This window comes from Pseudomonas sp. Y39-6 (assembly GCF_023651955.1).
Taxonomy (GTDB): Bacteria; Pseudomonadota; Gammaproteobacteria; order Pseudomonadales; family Pseudomonadaceae; genus Aquipseudomonas; species Aquipseudomonas veronii.
The window spans coordinates 414058-438863 of sequence record NZ_CP069594.1; the positions used below are offsets into that span (position 1 = coordinate 414058).

Annotated in this window: 18 protein-coding genes and 2 pseudogenes; 15 read left to right on the forward strand and 5 right to left on the reverse strand. The window is 61.1% G+C overall.

What is annotated here, in order from left to right; genetic code table 11:
* Positions 1-394: 394 nt before the first annotated feature.
* The 10 genes from hutU (at position 395) to JN756_RS01825 (ending at position 12370) form a co-directional block, all read left to right on the forward strand.
* The gene (gene hutU / locus JN756_RS01780) at positions 395-2080 is read left to right on the forward strand and encodes a urocanate hydratase (protein ID WP_057003614.1); all 1686 of its coding nucleotides are present in this window, start codon (positions 395-397) and stop codon (positions 2078-2080) included.
* Positions 2081-2229: 149 nt separating this feature from the next.
* Entirely contained in the window at positions 2230-3702 is a 1473-nt protein-coding gene (locus JN756_RS01785; protein WP_108526624.1) for a purine-cytosine permease family protein, read from the forward strand.
* 68 nt (positions 3703-3770) lie between these two features.
* Positions 3771-4736, forward strand: coding sequence for an ABC transporter substrate-binding protein (locus tag JN756_RS01790; RefSeq protein ID WP_046384991.1), 966 nt, complete (start codon positions 3771-3773; stop codon positions 4734-4736).
* 71 nt (positions 4737-4807) lie between these two features.
* Positions 4808-5659 carry an ABC transporter permease gene (locus JN756_RS01795; RefSeq protein WP_046384990.1) on the forward strand — a complete coding sequence of 284 codons (852 nt, stop codon included), beginning with the start codon at positions 4808-4810 and terminating at the stop codon, positions 5657-5659.
* Positions 5656-6480, forward strand: coding sequence for a quaternary amine ABC transporter ATP-binding protein (locus JN756_RS01800; protein WP_017849905.1), 825 nt, complete (start codon positions 5656-5658; stop codon positions 6478-6480). Before JN756_RS01795 ends, JN756_RS01800 begins: the two co-directional genes overlap by 4 nt.
* 136 nt (positions 6481-6616) lie before the next feature.
* A complete protein-coding gene (locus JN756_RS01805) occupies positions 6617-8140 on the forward strand; it encodes an HAL/PAL/TAL family ammonia-lyase (RefSeq protein ID WP_169881401.1) in 1524 nt (507 codons plus the stop codon).
* A gap of 19 nt (positions 8141-8159) precedes the next feature.
* Positions 8160-9698, forward strand: a complete 1539-nt coding sequence (gene hutH / locus JN756_RS01810; protein ID WP_017849903.1) for a histidine ammonia-lyase — start codon at positions 8160-8162, stop codon at positions 9696-9698.
* A gap of 144 nt (positions 9699-9842) precedes the next feature.
* The gene (gene hutI / locus JN756_RS01815) at positions 9843-11048 is read left to right on the forward strand and encodes an imidazolonepropionase (RefSeq protein ID WP_201021735.1); all 1206 of its coding nucleotides are present in this window, start codon (positions 9843-9845) and stop codon (positions 11046-11048) included.
* A gap of 11 nt (positions 11049-11059) precedes the next feature.
* Positions 11060-11860: an N-formylglutamate deformylase gene (gene hutG / locus JN756_RS01820; protein ID WP_108526621.1), complete on the forward strand. Its 801-nt coding sequence runs from the start codon at positions 11060-11062 to the stop codon at positions 11858-11860.
* Between the two features lie 171 nt (positions 11861-12031).
* Positions 12032-12370: a hypothetical protein gene (locus JN756_RS01825; protein WP_201021736.1), complete on the forward strand. Its 339-nt coding sequence runs from the start codon at positions 12032-12034 to the stop codon at positions 12368-12370.
* A gap of 141 nt (positions 12371-12511) precedes the next feature.
* Here JN756_RS01825 and JN756_RS01830 read toward each other — a convergent pair whose 3' ends face one another.
* The 5 genes and pseudogenes from JN756_RS01830 to JN756_RS01845 all read right to left on the reverse strand — a co-directional run bounded on the left by JN756_RS01830 (position 12512) and on the right by JN756_RS01845 (position 18391).
* Positions 12512-12703, reverse strand: a complete 192-nt coding sequence (locus JN756_RS01830; protein ID WP_132849963.1) for a hypothetical protein — start codon at positions 12701-12703, stop codon at positions 12512-12514.
* Entirely contained in the window at positions 12693-13112 is a 420-nt protein-coding gene (locus JN756_RS01835) for a hypothetical protein (protein ID WP_057003621.1), read from the reverse strand. The genes JN756_RS01830 and JN756_RS01835 overlap by 11 nt, the downstream gene beginning before the upstream one ends.
* Before the next feature lie 385 nt (positions 13113-13497).
* Positions 13498-13664: pseudogene (locus JN756_RS32175) on the reverse strand (RHS repeat-associated core domain-containing protein); the annotation flags it as partial.
* Positions 13663-14070: a hypothetical protein gene (locus tag JN756_RS01840; protein WP_227778768.1), complete on the reverse strand. Its 408-nt coding sequence runs from the start codon at positions 14068-14070 to the stop codon at positions 13663-13665. The pseudogene JN756_RS32175 and the gene JN756_RS01840, both read right to left, overlap by 2 nt.
* The gene (locus JN756_RS01845) at positions 14054-18391 is read right to left on the reverse strand and encodes an RHS repeat-associated core domain-containing protein (RefSeq protein WP_250690866.1); all 4338 of its coding nucleotides are present in this window, start codon (positions 18389-18391) and stop codon (positions 14054-14056) included. The genes JN756_RS01840 and JN756_RS01845 overlap by 17 nt, the downstream gene beginning before the upstream one ends.
* Between JN756_RS01845 and JN756_RS32270 the strand changes: the two genes are divergently transcribed.
* From JN756_RS32270 to mdoH, 5 genes and pseudogenes are all read left to right on the forward strand, one after another.
* Positions 18390-18629: a hypothetical protein gene (locus JN756_RS32270; RefSeq protein ID WP_057003622.1), complete on the forward strand. Its 240-nt coding sequence runs from the start codon at positions 18390-18392 to the stop codon at positions 18627-18629. The genes JN756_RS01845 and JN756_RS32270 overlap by 2 nt on opposite strands.
* A 152-nt stretch (positions 18630-18781) precedes the next feature.
* Positions 18782-19753: a prolyl aminopeptidase gene (gene pip, locus JN756_RS01855; protein ID WP_017849899.1), complete on the forward strand. Its 972-nt coding sequence runs from the start codon at positions 18782-18784 to the stop codon at positions 19751-19753.
* The gene (gene dtd, locus JN756_RS01860; RefSeq protein WP_046384985.1) at positions 19750-20187 is read left to right on the forward strand and encodes a D-aminoacyl-tRNA deacylase; all 438 of its coding nucleotides are present in this window, start codon (positions 19750-19752) and stop codon (positions 20185-20187) included. Before pip ends, dtd begins: the two co-directional genes overlap by 4 nt.
* A gap of 323 nt (positions 20188-20510) precedes the next feature.
* Positions 20511-22190, forward strand: a complete 1680-nt coding sequence (locus JN756_RS01865) for a glucan biosynthesis protein G (protein WP_186357264.1) — start codon at positions 20511-20513, stop codon at positions 22188-22190.
* A pseudogene (gene mdoH, locus JN756_RS01870) lies at positions 22183-24791 on the forward strand (glucans biosynthesis glucosyltransferase MdoH). The gene JN756_RS01865 and the pseudogene mdoH overlap by 8 nt, the downstream one beginning before the upstream one ends.
* Positions 24792-24806: the final 15 nt, after the last annotated feature.

Below are 24806 nucleotides of genomic sequence, written 5' to 3' on the forward strand. Positions count from 1 at the left end.
TCTGTACACCCCGATAGCGGTGGACCAGTCAACTTATCTGTAGCTGACCCACTGCAATCGGGGGCAAGCCCCCTCCCACATTTGTTTCTCCACTGTTCTTGCGATCTGTTTCCAGCCTTCCGCACCACTTTGTTACCGAACGCCCCAGCGTGGCGCAATACCACCCTGACGTGGCAAACCGGCCTCGCTGTAAAACCGCCCCCCGAGAAATTTCATCACGCCTCGAAGCCTTAATTTCCAAGGCTCGCGCACGCCTGTGCAAACAATCGCGCCTGCACTCCAGGAAAGTTGGCCGTTCGATTGCATATGCTTGTATGTACAAGTAAAGGTGTGTGCGTAAGAGTCGACTTCGCACGCATCCAGTTCGCGCATCGATCGCTGAGGAGTTCTGGTTGTGACCGATTTTTCTAACGCTAAGCCTACAAAATACCGAGACGTCGAAATCCGCGCCGCGCGCGGTAACACGCTCACCGCCAAAAGCTGGCTGACCGAAGCGCCGCTGCGCATGCTGATGAACAACCTTGACCCGCAAGTGGCCGAAAACCCGAAAGAGCTGGTGGTGTACGGCGGCATCGGCCGTGCGGCGCGTAACTGGGAGTGCTATGACCAGATTGTCGAGAGCCTCACCAACCTGAACGATGACGAAACCCTGCTGGTGCAGTCGGGCAAACCGGTCGGTGTGTTCAAGACCCACCGCAATGCCCCGCGTGTGCTGATCGCCAACTCCAACCTGGTGCCGCACTGGGCCAGCTGGGAACACTTCAACGAACTGGATGCCAAGGGCCTGGCCATGTACGGCCAGATGACCGCCGGCAGCTGGATCTACATCGGCAGCCAGGGCATCGTCCAGGGCACCTACGAAACCTTCGTCGAGGCCGGTCGCCAGCATTACGACAGCAACCTCAAAGGCCGTTGGGTACTGACCGCCGGCCTCGGCGGCATGGGCGGCGCGCAGCCGCTGGCCGCGACCCTGGCCGGCGCATGCTCGCTGAACATTGAATGCCAGCAGGTCAGCATCGATTTCCGCCTGAACAGCCGTTATGTCGACGAACAGGCCAGCGACCTCGACGACGCCCTGGCGCGCATCGCCAAGTACACCCAGGAAGGCAAAGCGATCTCCATCGCCCTGCTGGGCAACGCCGCCGAAATCCTGCCGGAACTGGTCAAGCGCGGCGTGCGCCCGGACATGGTCACCGACCAGACCAGCGCCCACGACCCTCTCAACGGCTACCTGCCGGCCGGCTGGACCTGGGACGAATACCGCGCCCGCGCCAAGACCGAACCGGCGGCCGTGATCAAGGCCGCCAAGCAGTCGATGGCCGTTCACGTCAAAGCGATGTTGGACTTTCAGAAACAAGGCATCCCGACCTTCGACTACGGCAACAACATCCGTCAGATGGCGCAAGAAGAGGGCGTGGAAAACGCGTTCGACTTCCCAGGCTTCGTACCGGCCTACATCCGCCCGCTGTTCTGCCGTGGCATCGGCCCGTTCCGCTGGGCCGCGCTGTCGGGCGACCCGCAAGACATCTACAAGACCGACGCCAAAGTCAAAGAGCTGATCCCCGACGACGCGCACCTGCACAACTGGCTGGACATGGCCCGCGAACGCATCAGCTTCCAGGGCCTGCCGGCGCGTATCTGCTGGGTCGGCCTGGGCCAACGCGCCAAGCTGGGCCTGGCGTTCAACGAAATGGTGCGCAGCGGTGAGCTGTCCGCGCCGGTGGTGATCGGCCGCGACCACCTCGACTCCGGCTCGGTGGCCAGCCCCAACCGCGAAACCGAATCCATGCAGGACGGCTCCGACGCCGTGTCCGACTGGCCGCTGCTCAACGCCTTGCTCAACACCGCCAGCGGCGCGACCTGGGTCTCGCTGCACCACGGCGGCGGTGTGGGCATGGGCTTCTCGCAGCACTCGGGGATGGTGATCGTCTGCGACGGCACCGACGAAGCGGCCGAGCGGATTGCCCGTGTGCTGCACAACGACCCGGCCACCGGGGTGATGCGTCACGCCGATGCGGGTTACCAGATCGCGATCGATTGCGCCAAAGAGCAGGGCTTGAACCTGCCGATGATCAAGTAACGACTGGCTCGGTTTCTGTGGGAGCTGGCTTGCCTGCGATTGCATCACCGCGGTCTACCCGAAAGACCGCGTCGCCCGCATCGCAGGCAAGCCAGCTCCCACAGAAGAGCAATCAGTACCCAAAACAATCCATCAGAGGTTGAACACACATGGCTGCAAATGACGCGCGTGCAAGCACCACCCCGTTGATCGAAAGGCGTTCGATCGACTACATCCCGGAAGCGGAAAGACACGGACGTCTGTTTAGCCAGTTCACCCTATGGATGGGCGCCAACCTGCAAATCACCGCGATTGTCACCGGGGCCCTGGCCGTGGTGCTGGGCGGTGATGTGTTCTGGTCGTTGATCGGCCTGTTGATCGGCCAACTGCTCGGCGGCAGCGTCATGGCGTTGCACGCGGCGCAAGGGCCCAAGCTTGGTCTGCCGCAGATGATCTCCAGCCGGGTGCAGTTCGGGGTTTATGGCGCGGCCATCCCGATCGTGCTGGTGTGTTTGATGTATCTGGGGTTCACCGCCACCGGCACCGTGCTTTCCGGTCAGGCGCTGGGCCAGTTGTTCGGCGTCAGCGACAGCGTCGGTATCCTTGTCTTTGCCAGTGTCATCGTGCTGGTCACGGTGCTCGGCTACCGCGTGATCCACTTCATCGGCCGGGTCGCCAGCGTCATTGGTGTGATTGCCTTTGTCTACCTGTTCAGCCGTCTGATGAGCCAGGCCGACATTGGCGCGCTGCTGCAAATCCGTCACTTCAGTTGGAGCAGCTTCCTGCTCGCGGTGTCGCTCGCAGCCTCCTGGCAAATCGCCTTCGGCCCTTACGTGGCGGACTATTCGCGCTACCTGCCGAGCCAGACGTCCTCGCTGAAAACCTTCCTGGCCGCCGGCGCGGGGTCGGTGATCGGCGCACAGGTGGCGATGGTCCTCGGTGTGTTTGCCGCCGCTCTGTCCAACGGGCAATTCGCCGGTCATGAAGTGGCCTACATCGTCGGTTTGGGCGGTACGGGGGCCACCGCCGCGCTGCTGTATTTCAGCATCGCGTTCGGCAAGGTCACCATCTCCACGCTGAACTCCTACGGCAGCTTCATGTGCATTGCCACCATCATCAGCGGCTTCCGGGGGCGCCTGCAGGTCACGCGCTTGCAGCGTCTGGTTTTTGTGCTGGCCATCGTCGGTACGGCGACTCTGATCGCGTTGCTCGGCCAGCACTCGTTCCTCGGTGCGTTCAAGTCTTTCATCCTGTTCCTGCTGGCGTTCTTTACGCCTTGGAGCGCGATCAACCTGGTGGACTACTACTGCATCACCCGCGAGCGTTATGACGTGACGGCGCTGGCCGATCCGGACGGGCGCTATGGGCGTTGGAACCTGCTCGGTATCAGCGTCTATGTGTTCGGTGTGCTGGTGCAATTGCCGTTCATCTCCACCAAGTTCTACACCGGTCCGCTGGTGGCCGCCCTGGGTGATGTGGATATTTCCTGGATCATCGGTCTGATAATTCCCGCAGTTCTGTATTACGTGTGTGCGAAAAAATGGCACAGCGCCGTGCCCGATCAACTGATTCTGCCGGTCGAGCAGGACAGCGTTGTACCTGCCCCAGCCAGCGGCGCCAGTCGCTCTGCGGCGCGGGCCTGATTGGACGTGGACCGGGCAGGATGCCTCTTGACTGCCGTAAGCCAACTCATGATTAGGAGCGTCACACAATGAAATCGAACAAGACCCTGCTGACCACATTGCTGTCCATGGGCTTGCTGGCAAGCGCCGGTGCCCAGGCGGCCGGTTGGTGCGAGTCCGGTAAACCGGTGAAATTCGCCGGCCTGAACTGGGAAAGCGGCATGTTGCTCACTGACATCCTGCAAACCGTTATGGAAAAGGGCTACGACTGCAAGACCGACAGCCTGCCGGGTAATTCGATCACCATGGAAAACGCCCTGAGCAGCAATGACATTCAAGTGTTTGCCGAAGAGTGGGTCGGCCGCAGCGAGGTGTGGAACAAGGCCGAGAAGGCCGGCAAGGTCGTCGGTGTCGGCGCGCCGATTGTCGGTGCGATCGAAGGCTGGTATGTGCCGCGTTACGTGATCGAAGGCGATGCCAAGCGCAAGCTGGAAGCCAAGGCGCCGGGCCTGAAAAACATCGCCGACCTGGCCAAGTACGCTGCGGTGTTCAAGGACCAGGAAGAGCCGTCCAAAGGCCGCTTCTATAATTGCCCGGCCGGCTGGACCTGCGAGCTGGACAACAGCGCGATGCTCAAGAGCTACGGCCTGGAGAGCAGCTACACCAACTTCCGTCCTGGCACCGGCCCGGCGCTGGATGCGGCGGTGCTGTCGAGCTACAAGCGCGGCGAGCCGATCCTGTTCTACTACTGGTCGCCAACGCCGCTGATGGGCCAGGTCGACCTGGTCAAGCTGGAAGAAAAACCCGGCGTGGATAAGAGCGTGAGCATCAAGGTCGGCCTGTCCAAGACCTTCCACGAACAGGCACCGGAACTGGTGGCCGTGCTGGAAAAGGTCAACCTGCCGATCGACCTGCTGAACCAGAACCTGGGGCGCATGGCCAAGGAGCGAATCGAGTCGCCGAAACTGGCGAAACTATTCCTCAAGGAACACCCTGAAATCTGGCACGCCTGGGTGAGCGAAGACGCCGCCAAGAAAATCGACGCGGCCTTGTAGGTCATGCGCGCCCGACTACCCTGAGGGGCAGCCGGGCGCCTGGCCACAACCCACTGGATCGAGAGCACGCTATGTTTCCTGAGAGTTTTACGTTTTCCATCGCCGACTGGGTCAACGGTTGGGTGGATTCGCTGGTGACCAACTACGGCGATGTGTTCCGGCACATCTCCGACACCCTGCTATGGGCCATCGTCAACCTCGAGGGCCTGCTGCGCGCCGCGCCCTGGTGGCTGATGCTGGCCATCGTCGGCGCCGTGGCCTGGCACGCCACGCGCAAGGTGGTGACCACCGCGGTGATCGTCGGCCTGTTGTTCCTGGTGGGCGCGGTCGGCCTGTGGGACAAACTGATGCAGACGCTGGCCCTGATGCTGGTCGCTACGCTGATCTCGGTGCTGATCGGCATTCCGCTGGGCATCCTGTCGGCGCGCAGCAATCGCCTGCGTTCGGTGTTGATGCCGCTGCTCGACATCATGCAAACCATGCCCAGCTTCGTGTACCTGATCCCGGTGCTGATGCTGTTCGGCCTGGGCAAGGTGCCGGCGATTTTCGCCACGGTGATCTACGCCGCGCCGCCGCTGATCCGCCTGACCGACCTGGGGATTCGCCAGGTCGACGGCGAAGTCATGGAAGCCATCAACGCCTTCGGCGCCAATCGCTGGCAACAGCTGTTCGGCGTGCAACTGCCGCTGGCGCTGCCGAGCATCATGGCCGGCATCAACCAGACCACCATGATGGCGTTGTCGATGGTGGTGATCGCCTCGATGATCGGCGCCCGCGGCCTGGGCGAAGATGTCCTTGTCGGCATCCAGACCCTCAACGTCGGCCGCGGCCTTGAAGCCGGGCTGGCCATCGTGATTCTCGCCGTGGTCATCGACCGCATCACCCAGGCCTATGGTCGTCCACGGCATGAGGCGAGCAAATGACTACTGTCAGCAAAATCGAAGTGAAAAACGTCTTCAAGATCTTCGGCAACCGCGCCAAGGACGCGCTGGCGCTGATCGGCCAGGGCAAGACCAAGGATCAGGTGCTGGCCGAGACCGGTTGCGTGGTCGGCGTCAACGACCTGTCCCTGAGCATCGGCACCGGCGAGATCTTTGTGATCATGGGCCTGTCGGGTTCGGGGAAATCGACCCTGGTGCGCCACTTCAATCGCCTGATCGACCCCACCAGCGGCGCGATCCTGGTGGACGGCGAAGACATCCTGCAACTGGACATGCAAGCCCTGCGCGAATTCCGTCGACACAAGATCAGCATGGTGTTCCAGAGCTTCGGCCTGCTGCCCCACAAGAACGTGCTCGACAACGTCGCCTACGGCCTGAAAGTGCGCGGCGAAACCAAGCAGGTCTGCACCGAGCGCGCGCTGCACTGGATCGAAACCGTGGGCCTCAAAGGCTACGAAAACAAATACCCGCACCAGCTCTCCGGCGGCATGCGCCAACGGGTCGGCCTGGCCCGCGCCCTCGCGGCGGACACCGACATCATCCTGATGGACGAAGCCTTCAGCGCCCTCGACCCGCTGATCCGCGCCGAGATGCAGGACCAGTTGCTCGAACTGCAAAAGACCCTGCACAAGACCATCGTGTTCATCACTCACGACCTCGACGAGGCGGTGCGTATCGGCAACCGCATTGCGATCCTCAAGGACGGCAAGCTGATCCAGGTCGGCACGCCGCGGGAGATTTTGCATTCGCCGGCGGATGAGTATGTGGATCGGTTCGTTCAGCGGCGGGCGGCGGTGGTCTGATCCGGATTATGGGGTGGGGCTGCTGGCCTCATCGGGAGCAAGCTCCCTCCCACAGGGGGATGCATTCCAAAGGTGGGAGGGGGCTTGCTCCCGATAGGGCCAGTAAAGCTGCACAAGAACTCAAGAAGGTATGAAGATGTCCCAGGCAGCAAAAATCATCATCGCCGCCCCCCCCCTGCGCTGGCAGGACGTGGTCGCCGTGGCCCGCTTCGGCGCGGTGCTCGAACTCTCGGGCCAGGCTTGGGCGCGCATCGACAATGCCCAGGCCATTGTGCAGCGCATCGTCGCCAGCGGTGAGCGCGCCTACGGCGTGAACACCGGCCTGGGTGCGCTGTGCAATGTGCCGCTGGAGGGCGCGCAACTGAGCCAACTGTCGCGCAACACGCTGTTGAGCCACGCCTGTGGCGTCGGCCCGGTGCTCAGCGACGAACAGACCCGCGCGATCATCTGCGCGGCGATCATCAACTACAGCCACGGCAAATCCGGCCTGCATCCGCAGGTGGTGCATGCGCTGCTGGCGCTGCTCAACCACGGCATCACGCCGCAGGTGCCGTCCCAGGGTTCGGTGGGTTACCTGACCCATATGGCCCATGTCGGCGTGGCGTTGCTGGGGATTGGCGACGTGAGCTACCGCGGCCGGATCGTCCCGGCGCAACAGGCCCTGAGCGCAGAAGGCTTGCAGCCGGTGGTGCTCGGCGCCAAGGACGGCCTGTGCCTGGTCAACGGCACGCCGTGCATGACCGGCCTGAGCTGCCTGGCCCTGGCCGACGCCCATCAACTGTTGCAATGGGCCGACGTGATCGGCGCCATGAGTTTCGAGGCCCAGCGCGGCCAGATCGATGCCTTCGACGCTGAAATCATCGCCCTCAAACCGCACCCCGGCATGCAGCAGGTCGGTATCAACCTGCGTGCGTTGCTCGACGGCAGTGAAGTGATCGCCAGCAGCCAGGGCATCCGCACCCAGGACGCGCTGAGCATCCGCTCGATCCCGCAGATCCACGGCGCGGCGCGCGACCAGGTGGAACACGCGACCCGCCAGATCGAGACCGAACTCAACAGCGCCACCGACAACCCGCTGCTGCTCGGCACGCCACACAGCTACCGCGTGGTGTCCCAGGCCAACCCGCACGGGCAGTCCGTGGCGCTGGCCGCTGATATGCTGGCGATTGCCATGGCCGAGATCGGCTCGGTCGCCGAACGTCGTCTGGACCGCCTGATCAACCCCCACGTCAGCGGCTTGCCGGCGTTTTTGGTGAGCGACCCGGGGGTCAACTCCGGGATGATGATCGTGCAGTACGTCGCCGCTTCCCTGTGCGCGCAGAACCGCCAGTTAGCGCAGCCGGCGGTGCTCGACAATTTCGTCACCTCGGGCCTGCAGGAAGATCACCTGAGCATGGGCACCAACGCCGCGCTCAAGCTGCACCAACTGTTGGCCAACGTTACCCAGATCCTCGCCATCGAGTACCTGCTGGCGGCCCAGGCCTTCGAGTTTCTCAAGGACCAGCGTTTCGGCGCGGGCACCGACCGCGCCTGGCGCTTGTTGCGTGAACAGGTCGCGCCTTACGCGCAAGACCGCTGGCTGGCGCCAGACATCGCGACCGCCGCCGCGTTGCTCAAGCAGAGCGCTTTGCTGCAGCAGACTTTTCCCGAATTGCACTGAACAATAATTTCCAAGGAGCATGAATGTGACTGCGCTAACTCTGATTCCGGGCCAACTGAGCCTTGCCCAACTGCGGGCCATCTACCAGCAGCCGGTAACGATCAATCTGGATGACAGCGCCACTGCGCAGATCGACGCCAGTGTGGCCTGCGTGGAGCAGATTCTCGCCGAGAACCGCACCGCCTACGGCATCAACACCGGTTTCGGCCTGCTGGCCTCGACCCGCATCGCCAGCGAAGACCTGGAAAACCTCCAGCGTTCCCTGGTGCTGTCCCACGCCGCCGGCGTCGGTGAGCCGATCAGCGATGCGCTGGTGCGGCTGGTCATGGTGCTCAAGGTCAACAGCCTGAGCCGTGGGTTTTCCGGGATTCGCCGCCAGGTGATCGACGCGCTGATCGCGCTGATCAACGCCGAGGTGTACCCGCACATCCCGCTCAAAGGCTCGGTCGGTGCCTCCGGTGACTTGGCGCCCTTGGCCCATATGTCCCTGGTGCTGCTCGGCGAAGGCAAGGCGCGCTACCAAGGCGAATGGCTGGAGGCGACTGCTGCGCTGAAAATCGCCGGTCTCACCCCGCTGACCCTGGCCGCCAAGGAAGGCCTGGCGCTGCTCAACGGCACCCAGGTGTCCACAGCGTATGCGCTGCGGGGCTTGTTCGAGGGCGAGGATCTGTTCGCCGGTGCCCTCGCGTGCGGCAGCCTCACCGTGGAAGCGGTGCTGGGTTCGCGCTCGCCGTTCGATGCGCGCATTCACGCCGCGCGCGGCCAGCGTGGGCAGATCGATTCGGCGGCGGCTTACCGCGACCTGCTGGGCGAAAGCAGCCAGGTGTCGCAGTCGCACCAGAACTGCGACAAGGTGCAAGACCCTTATTCCCTGCGCTGCCAGCCACAAGTCATGGGCGCCTGCCTGACCCAGTTCCGCCAGGCCGCCGAGGTGCTGGTGATCGAGGCCAACGCGGTGTCGGATAACCCGCTGGTATTCGCCGCCGAAGGCGACGTGATCTCCGGCGGCAACTTCCACGCCGAACCGGTGGCCATGGCCGCCGACAACATGGCGCTGGCCATCGCTGAAATCGGCTCGCTGAGCGAGCGGCGTATTTCGTTGATGATGGACAAGCACATGTCGCAACTGCCGCCGTTCCTGGTGGGCAATGGCGGGGTGAACTCCGGTTTCATGATCGCCCAGGTGACCGCCGCGGCACTCGCCAGCGAAAACAAGGCACTCGCCCATCCCCACAGCGTCGACAGCCTGCCGACCTCGGCCAACCAGGAAGACCATGTGTCGATGGCTCCGGCTGCGGGCAAGCGCTTGTGGGAAATGGCTGAAAACGTTCGCGGCATCCTGGCGGTGGAATGGCTGGCGGCGTGCCAGGGCCTGGACCTGCGCGAAGGCCTGAAGACCTCGCCGAAGCTGGAAAAAGCGCGCGCTACCCTGCGTGGCAAAGTGGCGTTCTACGACAAAGACCGCTTCTTCGCCCCGGACATCATCGCCGCCACTGAACTGCTCGCCAGCCGCTGCCTGAATGAACTGGTGCCGGCCAAGTTGCTGCCGAGCCTTTGAAAAACCCTCCGCCCCTGTAGGAGCGAGCTTGCTCGCGAAGAACCCCCAGGCGCCGCGAGCTATCAAGTAGCACGCGTTATCGTTGAGGTTTTTCGCGAGCAAGCTCGCTCCTACAGGCAACAGCGACCACCTTGGGAGGCATTGATGAAAGTCCTTTGGCAACACTGCCACATCGCAACCATGGCTCAGGGCAATTACTCGATCATCGAGGATGCCGCCCTGGTCACTGCCGGTTCGCTGATCGAGTGGATCGGCCCGCGCAGCGAAATGCCGGCTGCGGATTACGCCCAGGTGCATGACCTGCACGGCGCGTGGGTCACCCCCGGGCTGATCGACTGTCACACCCACACGGTGTTCGGCGGTAACCGCAGTGGTGAATTCGAGCAACGCCTTCAAGGCGTCAGCTACGCCGACATCGCCGCCCAGGGCGGCGGTATTGCCAGCACCGTGCGCGCCACCCGCGCCGCCAGCGAGGATGAACTGTTCGAAAGCGCCCACAAGCGCCTGCGCAGTTTGCTGCGCGACGGCGTGACCACGGTGGAGATCAAATCCGGCTACGGCCTCGACCTGGCCAGCGAGCGCAAGTTGCTGCGGGTGATTCGGCGCCTCGGCGACGCGCTGCCGGTCAGCGTGCGCGCCACCTGCCTGGCCGCCCATGCGTTGCCGCCGGAGTACAAGGACCGCGCCGACGCCTACATCGATCACATCTGCAGCGAAATGCTCCCGGCCCTGGCCGCGGAAGGGCTGGTGGACGCGGTGGATGCGTTTTGCGAATACCTGGCGTTCTCGCCGGCGCAGGTGGAGCGTGTGTTCAAGGTCGCGCGGCAACTCGGCCTGCCGGTGAAGCTGCACGCCGAGCAACTGTCGTCGCTGCACGGTTCCAGCCTGGCCGCGCGTTACCAGGCGCTGTCGGCGGATCACCTGGAGTTCATGACCGAAGACGACGCCATCGCCATGGCCGCTGCCGGCACCGTCGCGGTGCTGCTGCCGGGCGCGTTCTACTTCCTGCGCGAAACCCAACTGCCGCCGATGGACGCCCTGCGCAAGCACGGGGTGAAGATCGCCATCGCCAGCGACCTCAACCCCGGTACTTCACCGGCCTTGTCGGTGCGCCTGATGCTGAACATGGCCTGCACCCTGTTCCGCATGACCCCGGAAGAAGCCCTGGCCGGCGCCACCCAACATGCCGCCACCGCGCTGGGCATGGGCGATACCCATGGCTCGCTGGAAGTGGGCAAGGTCGCCGACTTTGTCGCCTGGCAGATCGATCGTCCCGCCGACCTGGCCTACTGGCTGGGCGGCGAGCTTGAAAAACGCGTCGTGCGCCACGGCGTCGATGTCACTGTTTAAGGAGTCGCACTGTGGATAACGTTCTGAACTTCAAACAAGGCCGCGTGCCGCTGCTGATCAGCATGCCCCACGCCGGCCTGCGCCTGACGCCTGCCGTGCAGGCCGGGCTGATCCCCGAGGCACAAAGCCTGCCGGACACCGATTGGCATATCCCCACGCTGTATGACTTTGCCGAAGAACTCGGCGCCAGCACCCTGGCGGCGGAGTACTCGCGGTTTGTCATCGACCTGAACCGGCCCTCCGACGACACGCCGCTGTACGCCGGCGCCACCACTGGTTTGTACCCGTCGATCCTGTTCGATGGTGTGCCATTGTTCCGCGAAGGCCTGGCGCCATCCAGGGAAGAGCGCGCCACCTACCTCGAGCAGATCTGGATGCCGTATCACCGCACCCTGCAAGACGAACTGGCGCGGCTCAAGGCCGAATTCGGCTACGCACTGTTGTTCGACGCACATTCGATCCGCTCGGTGATCCCGCACCTGTTCGACGGCAAACTGCCGGACTTCAACCTCGGCACCTTCAACAACGCCGCCTGCGACCCTGGGCTGGCCAGCCAACTGGAAGCCATCTGCGCCGCGCATCCGCAGTACACCCATGTGCTCAACGGACGCTTCAAGGGCGGGCATATCACCCGGCATTACGGCAACCCGGCGCAGAACATTCATGCCGTGCAGTTGGAGTTGTGCCAGAGCACGTATATGGAAGAGTTCGAGCCGTTTCGTTATCGCGAGGATCTGGCGGGGCCGACGCGGGGGGTGTTGAAGCAGTTGTTGGACGGTTTTCTGGGGTGGGGGCAGAAGCGTTACTGCTGAAGCAGGTGGTCAGTTGGGCATTCGCCCACGATCGCCTGCAACCGTCATTGAGATGACTAAGGTGCGAGTGGTCATCAAATATGCAGAGTTCAACAATATGCCTATGTATATGTTGACGGCGTTTCCAATCCTTTGAGGCAGTCAATGACTTACGGGTATCTAGAGAGCTTCATGTATGGTGAGGTGGCAGAGGGCGTAGGCGCATGGCTTGTCGACGCCGAATCAAACGTCGCGCCTACGGCGCTTTCGGATATTGTGAAGGGGTATGTTGATAGCCGATCACGCTTCGCATCTTTTATGCTCAAAAGAGATATTGGACGCTACCTGAAAGCAAACCTCACCGCTACGGGCCTGAAAAACGCCGCTCCGTTTGACTATGAGCTTTGCTTTTCCGAGCAGTATTTTGGCTGTAGTAATCAACAGTTCTTGCAGCAGGTCTCTCAGTTACTTGATGTAAATCTCAAGCGTACTAAGTGGCGAAACGTAAAACGTTTTTTGAAATGGCGCTGAGATGCCATGTTGATGATCTTGCTGCTTCTACGGTCAGACTTCGTCCGCTGCGAGAAGATGGGTTGTTGGAGCCTTCAGGGTCAGCCCCCTATCAACACGACCGGTGGCGTCGTAGTGAGGAGTTGGCGGTGTGGGTCTGGATCAGGTTGCGAGTTCGTCGTAGTGATGGTTTAGGTTGCCAGCGGCGCTTTGTTCGGTGAGCAGTTGGCCCAGTGGGTCGTAGACGTATTCGGTGCGGTCGTCATCGGTCATTTCTGAGTGAATTGTAGGACTGATCCCAAAGGCCGGTTGAGCCCCGGCCAGCGCGAGGGCGACCACGATTCTAAAAGTCATAAACCCAAAGCTCACTAAATACAAAGTCGAGATCAAAATGATCGGTCAACGAATCGAAGTCATCGTATTCCTCCGGCAGCGAGAGGCCTATGCCGTTGACTTGGTCAATTTGTACGAAACCCGCCCACGCCACTTGCTCTTTGGAGAGCCTTAGGACATCGGCTACAGTCATTCCCGGCCATAGCATATTTTCATAATTACCCTTGAAAGCAGTATTGCAAGAGATAGCAGAAATGACGCCATCGACGCCGTGATACGCCGTAATAAACCCGTTGTCGATGGTGAATGAATCGGGGCTGTTATGGGTTTTGTACTTATCTGACAGACGTGCTTGTACTTGTGTAATGCTTTCTCCAATGGCTATTCCGCCGATCGAAACTTTTGGCACTATTACGTTAGTCAAATTCATAACTATCTCTATTTCGGAGCATTCACTAATGCCCCGTCTACAAAAACTGGACTATCGACAATTTTTTCGTACTTTACAAAATCTGTTGGAACTACGCGTCCTTGGACTTCCCCATTCCGGTAGACTTTCCAGTAGCTGGGTTGGTGGACGCCTCCGCCCGGATGGTAGTCCAGGACATCCTTGTTTCCGGGTTTTGTCGTCCTAGTAACTTGGGTGTGCTGAGTCTTGTTGGTGTTCAAATTTGTGATGCTTTTGGTATAGCCTTTTTTCAATAACGACGCTTCAACTTGCTGTGTAGTGGTCACTGAGGCGTTTTGCCGGAAAGCTTGCTCGTCCATTTTTTAGAAATGTTTCTCCCTCTATTAAAGGCTTTAATGCAAGTTGGCCCGAGGGGGGCTACCCATTCGATTGGATTTTTGCATAGGCATAGAGGTTAATCCCCCCCATCAACCCAATCGGATCCGGCGTCGTAAACCGCCCCACATCCGGGTCATAAAACCTGAACGTATTGAAGTGCAACCCCGTCTCCCGATCCAGATACTGCCCCGGTCTAGACTTGTTTTTCTGTGTACATGTAAAATACATCTTCCGAGCAGTAGAATACTTTTCTCTTTTGATGTGCTTGGATTGGAGAAATTAATAACTCCCTCAATTCATCTGAATCTATGGCCTCAAAAATAAAATTCAACAAGTCGTCCTTTTTTGCTTTATACAACCTTCCTTTGAAGATTGTTTTTTTTCCTTTGCGTGCGGTTAAATTATGTGCCACGTAGTAGCAGTCCGAATTTAAATATGACTTCATATCTGCAAGCGAGTCGAAAATTTTTACCATATCCCCGTACAGTATCGGCTTTTGCATCATTGAGTAGATATCTTCCCTACTTTCGGTTGGGCCCAATTCCGACTTTATAAGTTTTTCAAAGCGATAGCTGTTTTTCATTTTAGTTTGGGATGTCATAAAAAATATGACCATCCCCTCCATTTTTATACCACTTGATGTGAGGTGTATCCCCGAAGCCGCCCTCTGGAGCCATATGCTGCTCGTAACCTTTTGGGTATTTTGCTACACCGTCGGCGCGGGCGCTTTGGGTATGAGCCTTGTAACGGTTCATATTGCCTTGCGATTCTTTCAAGAAAAATTTTGCATCTGAGCTTGATTTCACCTTAACTTGAAATTTCCCCCCATTTGCCATAGCCATCTTGCTATCTGCAACCGCTTGCTTCCACTCTTTTGAACCTTTAGTTAGTGCGTGCATCTGCGATGCTTTTTGATTCAGTTTTCCCTTGTAGGTACTGCACGCCAATCCTTTGGGATCGACCCACCCGAAAGGGTTCGGAGCATATTGATATAGATTCAATCCGCCCGCTAACCCGATCGGGTCAGGCGTGGTGAATCGTCCGATATCCGGATCATAAAACCTGAACGTGTTGTAGTGCAGCCCCGTCTCCCGATCCAGATACTGCCCCTGAAACCGCAGGTTCTGCTCTTCAATGTAGTAAGGCTCACGCACCTCTTCTGCCGTGTTCCCCCACACCCGATAAGTCGCCCGCCACACCGTTTCCCCATCAGCTTCCGTCAGTTGCTCCGGCAACCCATTCAAGTCGTTGTGGTAATAGCGCACGCTCTGGTGTTCGCCCACGCCATCAATCCGGGCCAGCGGCGTGTAGCCATCGTCCTCATAGAGATACAGGCTGGTTTGACTATGCCGATGCTCCTGCAGCAGGCGCAGGCCATCCCAGGTGAAGCGGGTTTCTCCCAGCGCATAACCCCGGCTGTCGTGTTCGGTTTTAGTGATGCGTCGACCGAGCGGGTCGTAGGTCATGTTCACAACCGTTTCTCGCTCGCCTTTTTGGCTGCGCACTTGGATCAAGCGGTGTTCAGCATCGTAGGCAAAGCGCTGTACGCCGCGTTTGGCGCTGCGCTTTTCGATCATTCGGCCGAAGCCGTCGTAGCGGTAACGCTTGTCCTGGTAGGTCAGCAGTTTGTTATGCACCACCAGCCCGGCGCCGGGTTGCGGGCCGTCGAGCAGGTTGGCGGCGGCGTCGTAGGCGAAGGTTTCGCGCTGACCTTGAGTGTTGTCCTGGGTAGCGATAATCCGGCCGGTGGCGTCGTAGTGCAGCAGTTCGAGGTGTTCGTCTTCCCGGCGGCTGATCAGGTTGTTGGCGGGGTCGTACTCGAAGTGCTTTTGCGCGGCCGCCGGCATCAACGAGGGCTGGCTGGCGTGGCGGCGCTGGCGGGCGCGCAGGCGGCCGCTGCGGTCGTATTCGCTGCGGGTGCTGAGTTGGCCTTGGGTGCGCAGCACTTCGCGGTGTAGACGGTCGCGTTCGAAGTCGCTGATGACGTGGCCGTCGAGGTTGATCTGGTGCAGGTGGCCGCTGCCGTAGTACAGGCGATTGAGCCAGCGGCCGTCGGGCAGTTGCGTTTGGATCAGGTTGCCGAGTTCGTCGTAGTGGTGGTGCAGAGTGCCCGCTGAACTCTGTTCGGCAAGCAACTGGCCAAGGGCGTCGTAAGCGAAACCAAGAGCCTGGGTATTGCCCTGCAAGTCGGTGAAGGTGACGGCGGTTAGCTGGTCCACTGCATCGTAGCTGTAGTCGGTGCGGCCATCGTCGGTGGTCTTGGCAATCAACCGGCCAACCGCATCGCGCTCCAGTCGATGAATGATGGGGGCCGGTGGCTCCTCGGGAACTATCGCCAAGCCATTGCCATAAGGCGCCGCAACGGCGGTCACTGCCGTGATGTTATCCAGCCGGTCGTAGGTGTAGCGCTTGGCGCTGCCGTCGAGGTCTTGTTGTTGGGTCAGCCGATCCCCGGCATCCCACGCGAACCGATAGCTTTCGCCGTTCTCGTTGACCAGCGCTTGCAGCCGCCCATAGCTGTCATAGCCGAATTGCACCTGCCGGCCATGGGCGTCGGTGCGCTGGCGTACCTGACCGCGACGGTTGTGCTGGTAGAGCGTGGTGTGCCCGGCCGGGTCGGTGTAGCCCACCAACTGGCCGCTGGCATCACGCTGATATTGCTCGGTGCGCCCGTCCGGCAGTTGGCTGCTGAGCAAGCGTCCTTGAGCGTTGTAGCTGAATTGAGTGCGTTCGCCGAGGGCGTCGGTGATGACCTGCAAATAGCCGCGCTCGTCGTAGCGAAAGCGCGTGGGGTAGCCCGAGCAATCGACATGCTCGACCAGTTGCCCGAACGGGTTCCAGCGCAGCTTTTTACTTTTGCCGGTGGCATCGATGATTTCCACTGCTTGGCCAAAGCGGTCGTATCGATAGCGCGTGGTCTGACCAAGTGGATCGATTTCGCTGACGCAGTTGCCACGCGGGTCGTACCGGTATTGCCAAACCTGTCCGGCGGCATCGGTTTCCACCAACGGCAGCGACCAATGCTGCAGCCACAAGGTGGATTCGATACGCCCCAGCGGATCTTGCGTCTCGCACAGGTTGCCGGACTCGTCGTAACCGAACGTCCACTGACCGCCCTGAGGGTCGGTGGCGCCGAGCAACTGGCGCTCGTCATTCCAGTCGAATTGCCAGGTTTGGCCGAGGTTGTCGGTGTATTCGGTGATCTGGTACTGCGGATTCCATTGGCGGGTGCTGACCCGTTGCAAGCCATCGGTAATCCGCGTGATCCCAGCGTGTAGGTCATAGTCGAACTGGTAGTCGTCGCCCTCGTCGGTCCAGTGTCGGACTACGCGCCATTCGTAGTCGTCCACACAGGCCCATTGGTAATAGCAACGCAGCCCGGTAGGTCGTTGGTGCTCGACCATGCGCTGGCCGCTGTCGTAGGCAAAGCGGCGCTGTAGATGCCCGGCAGTATCGCGAACTTCGGCCAGGTCGCCATGAGCGTCATAGGCATAGCTGACTAGGGTTTCGCGGCTGTGGTCGGCGAACAGCCGTTCAATCTGCTCGAGCCGGCCGAGTTTGTAGCCGAGTTCGATTCGCACATCATTGAGGGAATCGCGTAACCGGCTCAGCCGACCTTGGGCGTCATAGTCGAGGAGGATGCGGTTGTCGTTGCGGTCCCCTAATTGGCTCAAGCGCAGGTGCGACGGGTTGCCGGGCGTTGGTTCGAACAGCCGATAGAGCCCGTCGACGCTTTCAATCAGCAACTGCCCGTGGGCATGGCGCCGCACGCTCAGGCCTTCGCCCGCGCTGAACACCGCGCCGCCCAAGGGGATCACGCCCATATCGATCTGCCGGGCCTGCTCGTCGGTGTAGATCAGGCGCTCGCCGCCCTCAGCAAGCCCTCCTATCTCGAGGAAAACCTCGTAGATCACACTCCAACCGGAGCCGAACAGGCCATCGCGGCGTTCGTCCCGACTGCTGTAGTAGCGCTGCCACTCGATCGGCAACAGGCCAGGCAGGGTGAAGTCCAAGTCGTCCTCACCGTCGAGAATTTTCGCCCCCGTGGCGCTGTGTACCGGGTTGGGCGAACCCACGACCGCCGAGGTGATGGCATTGCTCACCTGACTGCTGCCCCACGACACCAGCCCGCCCACGACCATGCACGGCAACGTGCTGAAGAACTTCGCGCCACCGCCGCGCAACGTCAGCAGCGCCGTCACCGCCAGCCCGACACCGGGCGTCTTGCCGCTGCGAATCTCGCGAACCACCACGGGCGCTCCGCCGATGATCACATTCGGCGAAATCTGTACCGTCCCAACCTTGGCCTCGCAGGTGCTCCGATCACCACTGCGCACGGCGGGCTGGCCGTTGATAAATACGCGACTGGAACCCTCGGCCATGTATTGCTCTGGCATCGGCGCGTGTTTATGGCAGTCGACTTTATCGCCAGGACAAGGCGCAGCGCCCGCCACCGGAGAGGCCACCGTTGGGCGCCATAGCTGAGAGAAAAACCCTTCAGCGATATCCAGATAAGAAGGCTCACCACCTGGCGCTGCGATCACATCCGAGATTTTGCCAGCCGCCCGCGCAGCGGGTTTACCGTTGATGAATACGTTGGGCGAACCGCTGCTGATGAAGGCGTCGACGACGGGAGGAAACAGGGCATTGGCGAAATACTCACATAATCGTGAGAGGCCTTTATCCGCGCCGGTTTTGCTCATGCCGACGCCGACCACCGCTCCCACCACGGCGCCGAGTACCACGCAGCCGAGACCGCCAGTCGCCACGGTTACACCCGCCGCGGCAACCACCGCCGCTGTCGCCAATGCGGTCACGGCCACGTTGGCGGCAATCTCCAGGACTCCGCCTAAAACGTCGGCCAGCATGGAACTGTGCAGAAGCGCATCGCCCTCGCGGGCGGCCCAAGGCGTGTCGGTCATGCGTAACGATCCGTGTCTGAAAAAGACCCGGATCAAATCACGCAGTGGCGGTATTGCTCAGGTGAGACTTTCCGATGCGCTTGTAGGAATGCTCCTGAGGTTGATCGGCCAAACTCTCCACTTGTATGCCAAGCACCTGCACGCGGCGGGCGTGAACGCGCTGCTGTACTGCGGCCAAAGTCTGGTCCATGGCTGTTTGCGGGCGCAGAGCGAGGTGGAGGAGGGCGACCGGCTTTGATAGCTGCCTGTTGGCTCACCTGGGTAGCGAACTGCTGACACAGGTCTAAGTGCTCAAGGACATGCTCATTGCACAATTCGGGTTTATAGTGCCAGACGGCAAAATAAAAGACGTCCCCCCAGGGATGAACCCGACCCCCTACGGAGCGCGCAATGCAGACTTGGTACCCGCAGATCAAACCCTACGCCCGGCACGATCTGGCCGTCGATGACACCCACACCCTGTATGTCGATGAAAGTGGCTCCCCCGAAGGCTTGCCCGTCGTATTCATCCATGGTGGCCCTGGTTCCGGTTGCGACGCCAACAGCCGCTGCTATTTCGATCCGAACCTGTACCACATCGTCACCTTTGACCAGCGGGGCTGCGGGCGTTCCTCTCCCCGCGCCAGCCTGGAAAACAACACCACCTGGGACTTGGTCGCCGACCTCGAGCGCATTCGCGAGCACCTGGGCATCGACAAATGGGTGTTGTTCGGCGGCTCCTGGGGGTCGACCCTGGCGCTGGCCTACGCGCAAACCCATCCCGAGCGCGTGCATGGCCTGATCGTGCGTGGGATTTTCCTGGCCCGGCCCCAGGACATCCGCTGGTTTTACCAGGAAGGCGCCAGCCGCCTGTTCCCGGATTACTGGCAGGATTACCTCGCACCGATCCCCCAGGACGAGCGCCACGACCTGCTCACCGCATACCACAAGCGCCTGACCGGCAACGACCAGATTGCCCAGATGCACGCCGCCAAGGCCTGGTCCACCTGGGAAGGGCGCATGTTGGGCCTGTGCCCGAACCCGCAGTTGATCGAGCGTTTCGCCGAGCCCCAGCGCGCGCTGTCGATTGCCCGCATCGAGTGCCACTACTTCACCAATAATTCCTTCCTGGAACCCGACCAACTGATTCGCGACATGCACAAGATCGCCCATCTGCCTGGCGTAATCATCCACGGCCGCTACGATATGATCTGTCCGCTGGATAACGCTTGGGAGCTGCATCAGGCCTGGCCGAACAGTGAACTGCAGGTGATCCGCGAGGCGGGCCATGCGGCGTCCGAGCCGGGCATCACCGATGCCTTGGTGCGCGCGACCGGCGAGATGGCGCGTCGTCTGCTGGACTTGCCGCCTGAAGAAGCATGAAGGGCCTGTTGCAACGGGTGCGCGGCGCCCGGGTCGAGGTCGCGGGCGAAATCGTGGGGGCGGTCGACCAGGGTTTGCTGGTGCTGGTGGCCGTCGAACCGGGGGATACTGTCGAGAGCGCCGACAAACTGCTGCACAAACTGCTTAACTATCGGGTGTTCAGCGACGACGATGGCAAGATGAACTTGTCGCTCAAGGATATCGACGGCGGTTTGCTGCTGGTGTCGCAGTTCACCCTGGCGGCGGATACCAAAAGTGGGCTGCGGCCAAGTTTCTCTACCGCCGCGCCGCCGGCCCTGGGGGCGGCACTTTTTGCGCACTTGCTGTTACAAGCGCAACAATTGCATGGCAAGGTGGCGTCAGGGTGTTTTGGTGCGGATATGCAGGTTCATTTGGTCAATGATGGCCCTGTGACCTTCCTCTTACAGACATGAATGTATTAAAAACGACGTTAATGCCTAAAAACGCAGGGTTTCGCTACAAATACTTCGTTGTCCCTGATGCGTTGTCTCGCGGGCTACTAGATAATCGCGCGCTACGGGGATCAGCGTTGATTGGTCCATTTTTGACTTAGGTAGAGACTTGTCCGACAGCCTCAGGGGAATCATTTTGCCTCAGGGGAGTCGGAACAATGCTCGCCAACCTGGCATATAGATAGCTGGCCGTTGGTTTTTTGATCTGTTTTCGGCGAGGGTTGCTCGTGATTGTTAGTCCCTGTAATGCACCAAAATTGTCTGCCAAACGGTTACGAAACGCACTGGTGACGGGCTCCGCCCTGTTTTGCCTGTTCGGCGCGGGTCAACTGTGGGCATTCAGTCTGGATGATGTGTCGGCCAAGGCAAAAGAGCTGGCCGGGCAGAAATACGAAGCTCCGCGCAGCAATCTGCCGAACGAATTCCGCGAAATGAAGTTCGCTGACTACCAGAAGATTCGTTTCCGCAACGAAAAAGCCGAGTGGGCTGATCAGAACACCCCGTTCAAGCTGTCCTTCTATCACCAGGGTATGCACTTCGATACACCGGTGAAGATCAACGAAGTCACCGCCGACAGCGTCCAGGAAATCAAATACGACCCGACGCGCTTCGATTTCGGCGACGTCAAATTTGATCCCAAGGCCACTGAGCAGCTGGGTTATGCCGGTTTCCGCGTGCTGTTCCCGATCAACAAGGGCGACAAGCAAGACGAAATCATGACCATGCTCGGCGCCAGCTATTTCCGCGTCGTGGGCAAGGACCAAGTGTATGGCCTGTCCGCCCGTGGCATGGCGATCGATACCGCGCTGCCGTCCGGCGAAGAATTCCCGCGTTTCACCGAGTTCTGGATCGAGCGTCCGAAGCCGGGTGACAAGCATCTGGTGATCTTCGCCCTGCTCGATTCGCCGCGCGCCACCGGCGCCTATCGCCTGATCCTGCGCCCTGGCACCGACACCGTGGTCGACGTCAAGTCCCAGATGTTCCTGCGCGACAAGGTCAGCAAGCTGGGCGTTGCCCCGTTGACCTCGATGTTCCTGTTCGGCGCGAACCAGCCGTCCAAGGTCCTCAACTACCGTCGCGAGCTGCATGATTCCAGCGGCCTGTCGATCCATGCCGGCAATGGCGAGTGGATCTGGCGCCCGCTGAACAACCCTAAACACTTGTCGGTCAGCAACTTCACCGTGGAAAACCCACGTGGTTTCGGCCTGCTGCAACGCGGTCGCAACTTCAGCCACTACGAAGACCTGGACGACAACTACGACAAGCGCCCAAGCGCCTGGATCGAGCCTGAAGGCGACTGGGGCAAGGGTTCCGTCGACCTGGTAGAGATCCCGACCGCCGACGAAACCAACGACAACATCGTTGCCTTCTGGAGCCCGGAAAAACTGCCGGAAGTCGGCCAGCCGCTGGATGTTGCCTACCGCCTGCACTGGACCCTGGACGACGCCGCGTTCCATTCGCCGGACAGCGCCTGGGTCAAGCAGACCCTGCGTTCCACCGGCGACGTGAAACAGTCCAACCTGATCCGTCAGCCGGATGGCAGCGTCGCGTACCTGGTGGACTTCGAAGGCCCGGCCCTGAAGAAACTGCTGCCGGACGCCCCGGTGCGCAGCCAGGTGAGCGTGGGTGACAACGCCGAGCTGGTGGAAAACAGCGTGCGTTACAACGAGCACACCAAAGGCTGGCGCCTGACCCTGCGCATGAAGATCAAGGACCCAAGCAAGCCGACCGAAATGCGTGCGGCCCTGGTCCAGGACATCGTGCAGCCTGAGCCCGAGAAGGTCTCGACCCAAGTGCTCAAGGCTGACAAGGTTTTGGCCAAGCAGCACGAGAAACAAGCCAAGAAAGACGCCAAAGACAAGGAAGCCAAGCAGCCAGAAGCTGCCCCAGCCACACCGGAGCCGATCAAGACCGAGCAAGTCCTGACCGAAACCTGGAGCTATCAGTTGCCTGCCGATGAGTAATTCTCAAGTCCAGCCAGAGACTCTGTCCGAGTACCTGGCGCATCTGCCGATGACCGCAGAGCAGCGCGCCGAACTGGCGGGCTGCACATCCTTCAGCGAACTGCACGAACGTTTGTCGTCCAAGGCGTTCGATGCGCCGGTCGACGCCGCCCAGGCGTCGGTTGGCCGCCGGTTGACCCTCAGCACGGCCGAAGAGCTGGAGGACGCCGAAATGCTGGCGCTCGACGCCAGCGGCCGGGTGTGCCTCAAGGCGACGCCGCCGATTCGTCGGACCAAGGTGGTACCGGAGCCGTGGCGCACCAATATCCTGGTGCGCGGCTGGCGCCGGCTGACCGGCCGCACCAACCCGCCGAAGCCGCCGAAAGACGAGCGCGTGCTGCCGGCGGCGCGCTGGCGCACGGTTGGTTCGATCCGTCGCTATATCCTGCTGGTGTTGATGCTCGGCCAGACCATCGTGGCCGGCTGGTACATGAAAGGCATCATGCCGTACCAGGGCTGGTCGCTGGTCGACTTCGACGAGATCCGCAACCAGACCTTGCTGCAGACCGCGACCCAAGTGCTGCCATACGCCCTGCAAACCAGCATCCTGATCATGTTCGGGATCTTGTTCTGCTGGGTGTCGGCCGGTTTCTGGACCGCGTTGATGGGCTTCCTTGAGCTGCTGACCGGCCACGATAAGTACCGGATCTCCGGTAAAAGTGCCGGTCACGAGCCGATTCCGAAGAATGCGCGCACCGCGCTGGTGATGCCGATCTGCAACGAAGACGTGCCCCGCGTATTCGCTGGCCTGCGCGCGACGTTCGAGTCGGTCGCGGCGACCGGTGACCTGGACCGCTTCGACTTCTTCGTGCTCAGCGACAGTAACGACGCCGACATCTGCATCGCCGAACAGCAAGCCTGGCTCGACGTGTGCCGCGAAGCCGGTGGCTTCGGCAAGATCTTCTATCGCCGCCGTCGCCGTCGCGTCAAACGCAAGAGCGGTAACCTCGACGACTTCTGCCGTCGCTGGGGCGGTGACTACAAGTACATGGTCGTTCTCGACGCCGACAGCGTGATGAGCGGCGAATGCCTGACCAGCCTGGTGCGCCTGATGGAAGCCACGCCGGATGCCGGGATTATCCAGACCGCGCCACGGGCGTCGGGCATGGACACCCTGTATGCGCGCATGCAGCAGTTCGCCACCCGCGTGTACGGCCCGCTGTTCACCGCCGGCCTGCACTTCTGGCAGCTGGGTGAGTCCCACTATTGGGGTCACAACGCAATCATCCGCATGAAGCCGTTTATCGAGCACTGCGCCCTCGCGCCGTTGCCGGGTAAAGGCGCATTCGCCGGTGCGATCCTCTCCCACGACTTCGTCGAAGCCGCGCTGATGCGCCGTGCCGGCTGGGGCGTGTGGATTGCCTACGACCTGCCGGGCAGCTACGAAGAACTGCCGCCGAACCTGCTGGACGAACTCAAGCGCGACCGGCGCTGGTGCCACGGCAACCTGATGAACTTCCGCCTGTTCCTGGTCAAGGGCATGCACCCGGTTCACCGTGCGGTGTTCCTCACCGGTGTGATGTCCTACCTGTCGGCCCCGTTGTGGTTCTTCTTCCTGGTGCTGTCGACGGCGTTGCTGGCGGTGAACACCTTGATGGAGCCGCAGTACTTCATGGCGCCGCGCCAGTTGTACCCGCTGTGGCCGCAATGGCATCCGGACAAGGCGGTGGCGCTGTTCTCCACCACCGTCGTGCTGCTGTTCCTGCCGAAGTTGCTGAGCGTCATCCTGATCTGGGCCAAGGGCGCGAAAGAGTTCGGTGGCAAGTTCAAGGTGACAATGTCGATGCTGCTGGAGATGCTGTTCTCCATGCTGCTGGCGCCGGTGCGGATGATCTTCCACACCCGCTTCGTCCTCGCCGCGTTCCTCGGCTGGGCCGCGACCTGGAATTCGCCGCAGCGTGACGACGACTCCACCCCCTGGGGTGAAGCGGTCAAGCGCCACGGTCCGCAAACCTTGCTCGGCTTCCTCTGGGCGCTGTTGGTGGTGTGGTTGAACCCGAGCTTCCTGTGGTGGCTGGTCCCGATCGTCGGTTCGTTGATGCTGTCGATCCCGGTGTCGGTGATTTCCAGCCGGGTCAAGCTGGGCCTCAAGTCCCGTGACGAGAGCCTGTTCCTGATCCCTGAGGAATACAATCCGCCGCAGGCGCTGCTGTCGACCGAGAAGTACACCCACGAAAACCGCTGGCACGCCCTCAATGATGGGTTCGTGCGTTCGGTGGTCGACCCGCAGCAGAACGCCCTGGCCTGCGCCCTGGCGACCTCGCGTCACCGCGAGGCGGAGCCGATCGAGTACCTGCGTGGCGAGCGCGTGCGCTATGCGTTGAAAGTCGGCCCGACCGGCCTCAACAACGCCGAACGCCTGGCCCTGCTCAGTGACCCGGTGGCCCTGGCCCGCCTGCACGAGCAGGTCTGGAGCGAAGGGCATGCCGAGTGGCTGGGCGCCTGGCGTCAGTCCTTCAAGTCCGATCCGCACGCGCCATTGCTGCCGTTGCAACCGTTGTCGTCCCAGGCTCAACCGGCCTGATTCAGACGCCCCCGAGGGTTCTCCTCGGGGGCGCTTGAAGCGCTGGTCCTACA

Bases quoted from the DNA above. Each gene is read 5' to 3' on its own strand.
- JN756_RS01785 (WP_108526624.1), top strand. From the start codon at position 2,230: ATGGCTGCAAATGACGCGCGTGCAAGCACCACCCCGTTGATCGAAAGG.
- JN756_RS01790 (WP_046384991.1), top strand. From the start codon at position 3,771: ATGAAATCGAACAAGACCCTGCTGACCACATTGCTGTCCATGGGCTTG.
- JN756_RS01795 (WP_046384990.1), top strand. From the start codon at position 4,808: ATGTTTCCTGAGAGTTTTACGTTTTCCATCGCCGACTGGGTCAACGGT.
- JN756_RS01800 (WP_017849905.1), top strand. From the start codon at position 5,656: ATGACTACTGTCAGCAAAATCGAAGTGAAAAACGTCTTCAAGATCTTC.
- JN756_RS01805 (WP_169881401.1), top strand. From the start codon at position 6,617: ATGTCCCAGGCAGCAAAAATCATCATCGCCGCCCCCCCCCTGCGCTGG.
- hutH (WP_017849903.1), top strand. From the start codon at position 8,160: ATGAATGTGACTGCGCTAACTCTGATTCCGGGCCAACTGAGCCTTGCC.
- hutI (WP_201021735.1), top strand. From the start codon at position 9,843: ATGAAAGTCCTTTGGCAACACTGCCACATCGCAACCATGGCTCAGGGC.
- JN756_RS01825 (WP_201021736.1), top strand. From the start codon at position 12,032: ATGTATGGTGAGGTGGCAGAGGGCGTAGGCGCATGGCTTGTCGACGCC.
- JN756_RS01830 (WP_132849963.1), bottom strand. From the start codon at position 12,703: ATGACTTTTAGAATCGTGGTCGCCCTCGCGCTGGCCGGGGCTCAACCG.
- JN756_RS01835 (WP_057003621.1), bottom strand. From the start codon at position 13,112: ATGAATTTGACTAACGTAATAGTGCCAAAAGTTTCGATCGGCGGAATA.
- JN756_RS01840 (WP_227778768.1), bottom strand. From the start codon at position 14,070: ATGACATCCCAAACTAAAATGAAAAACAGCTATCGCTTTGAAAAACTT.
- JN756_RS32270 (WP_057003622.1), top strand. From the start codon at position 18,390: ATGCGTAACGATCCGTGTCTGAAAAAGACCCGGATCAAATCACGCAGT.
- JN756_RS01845 (WP_250690866.1), bottom strand. From the start codon at position 18,391: ATGACCGACACGCCTTGGGCCGCCCGCGAGGGCGATGCGCTTCTGCAC.
- pip (WP_017849899.1), top strand. From the start codon at position 18,782: ATGCAGACTTGGTACCCGCAGATCAAACCCTACGCCCGGCACGATCTG.
- dtd (WP_046384985.1), top strand. From the start codon at position 19,750: ATGAAGGGCCTGTTGCAACGGGTGCGCGGCGCCCGGGTCGAGGTCGCG.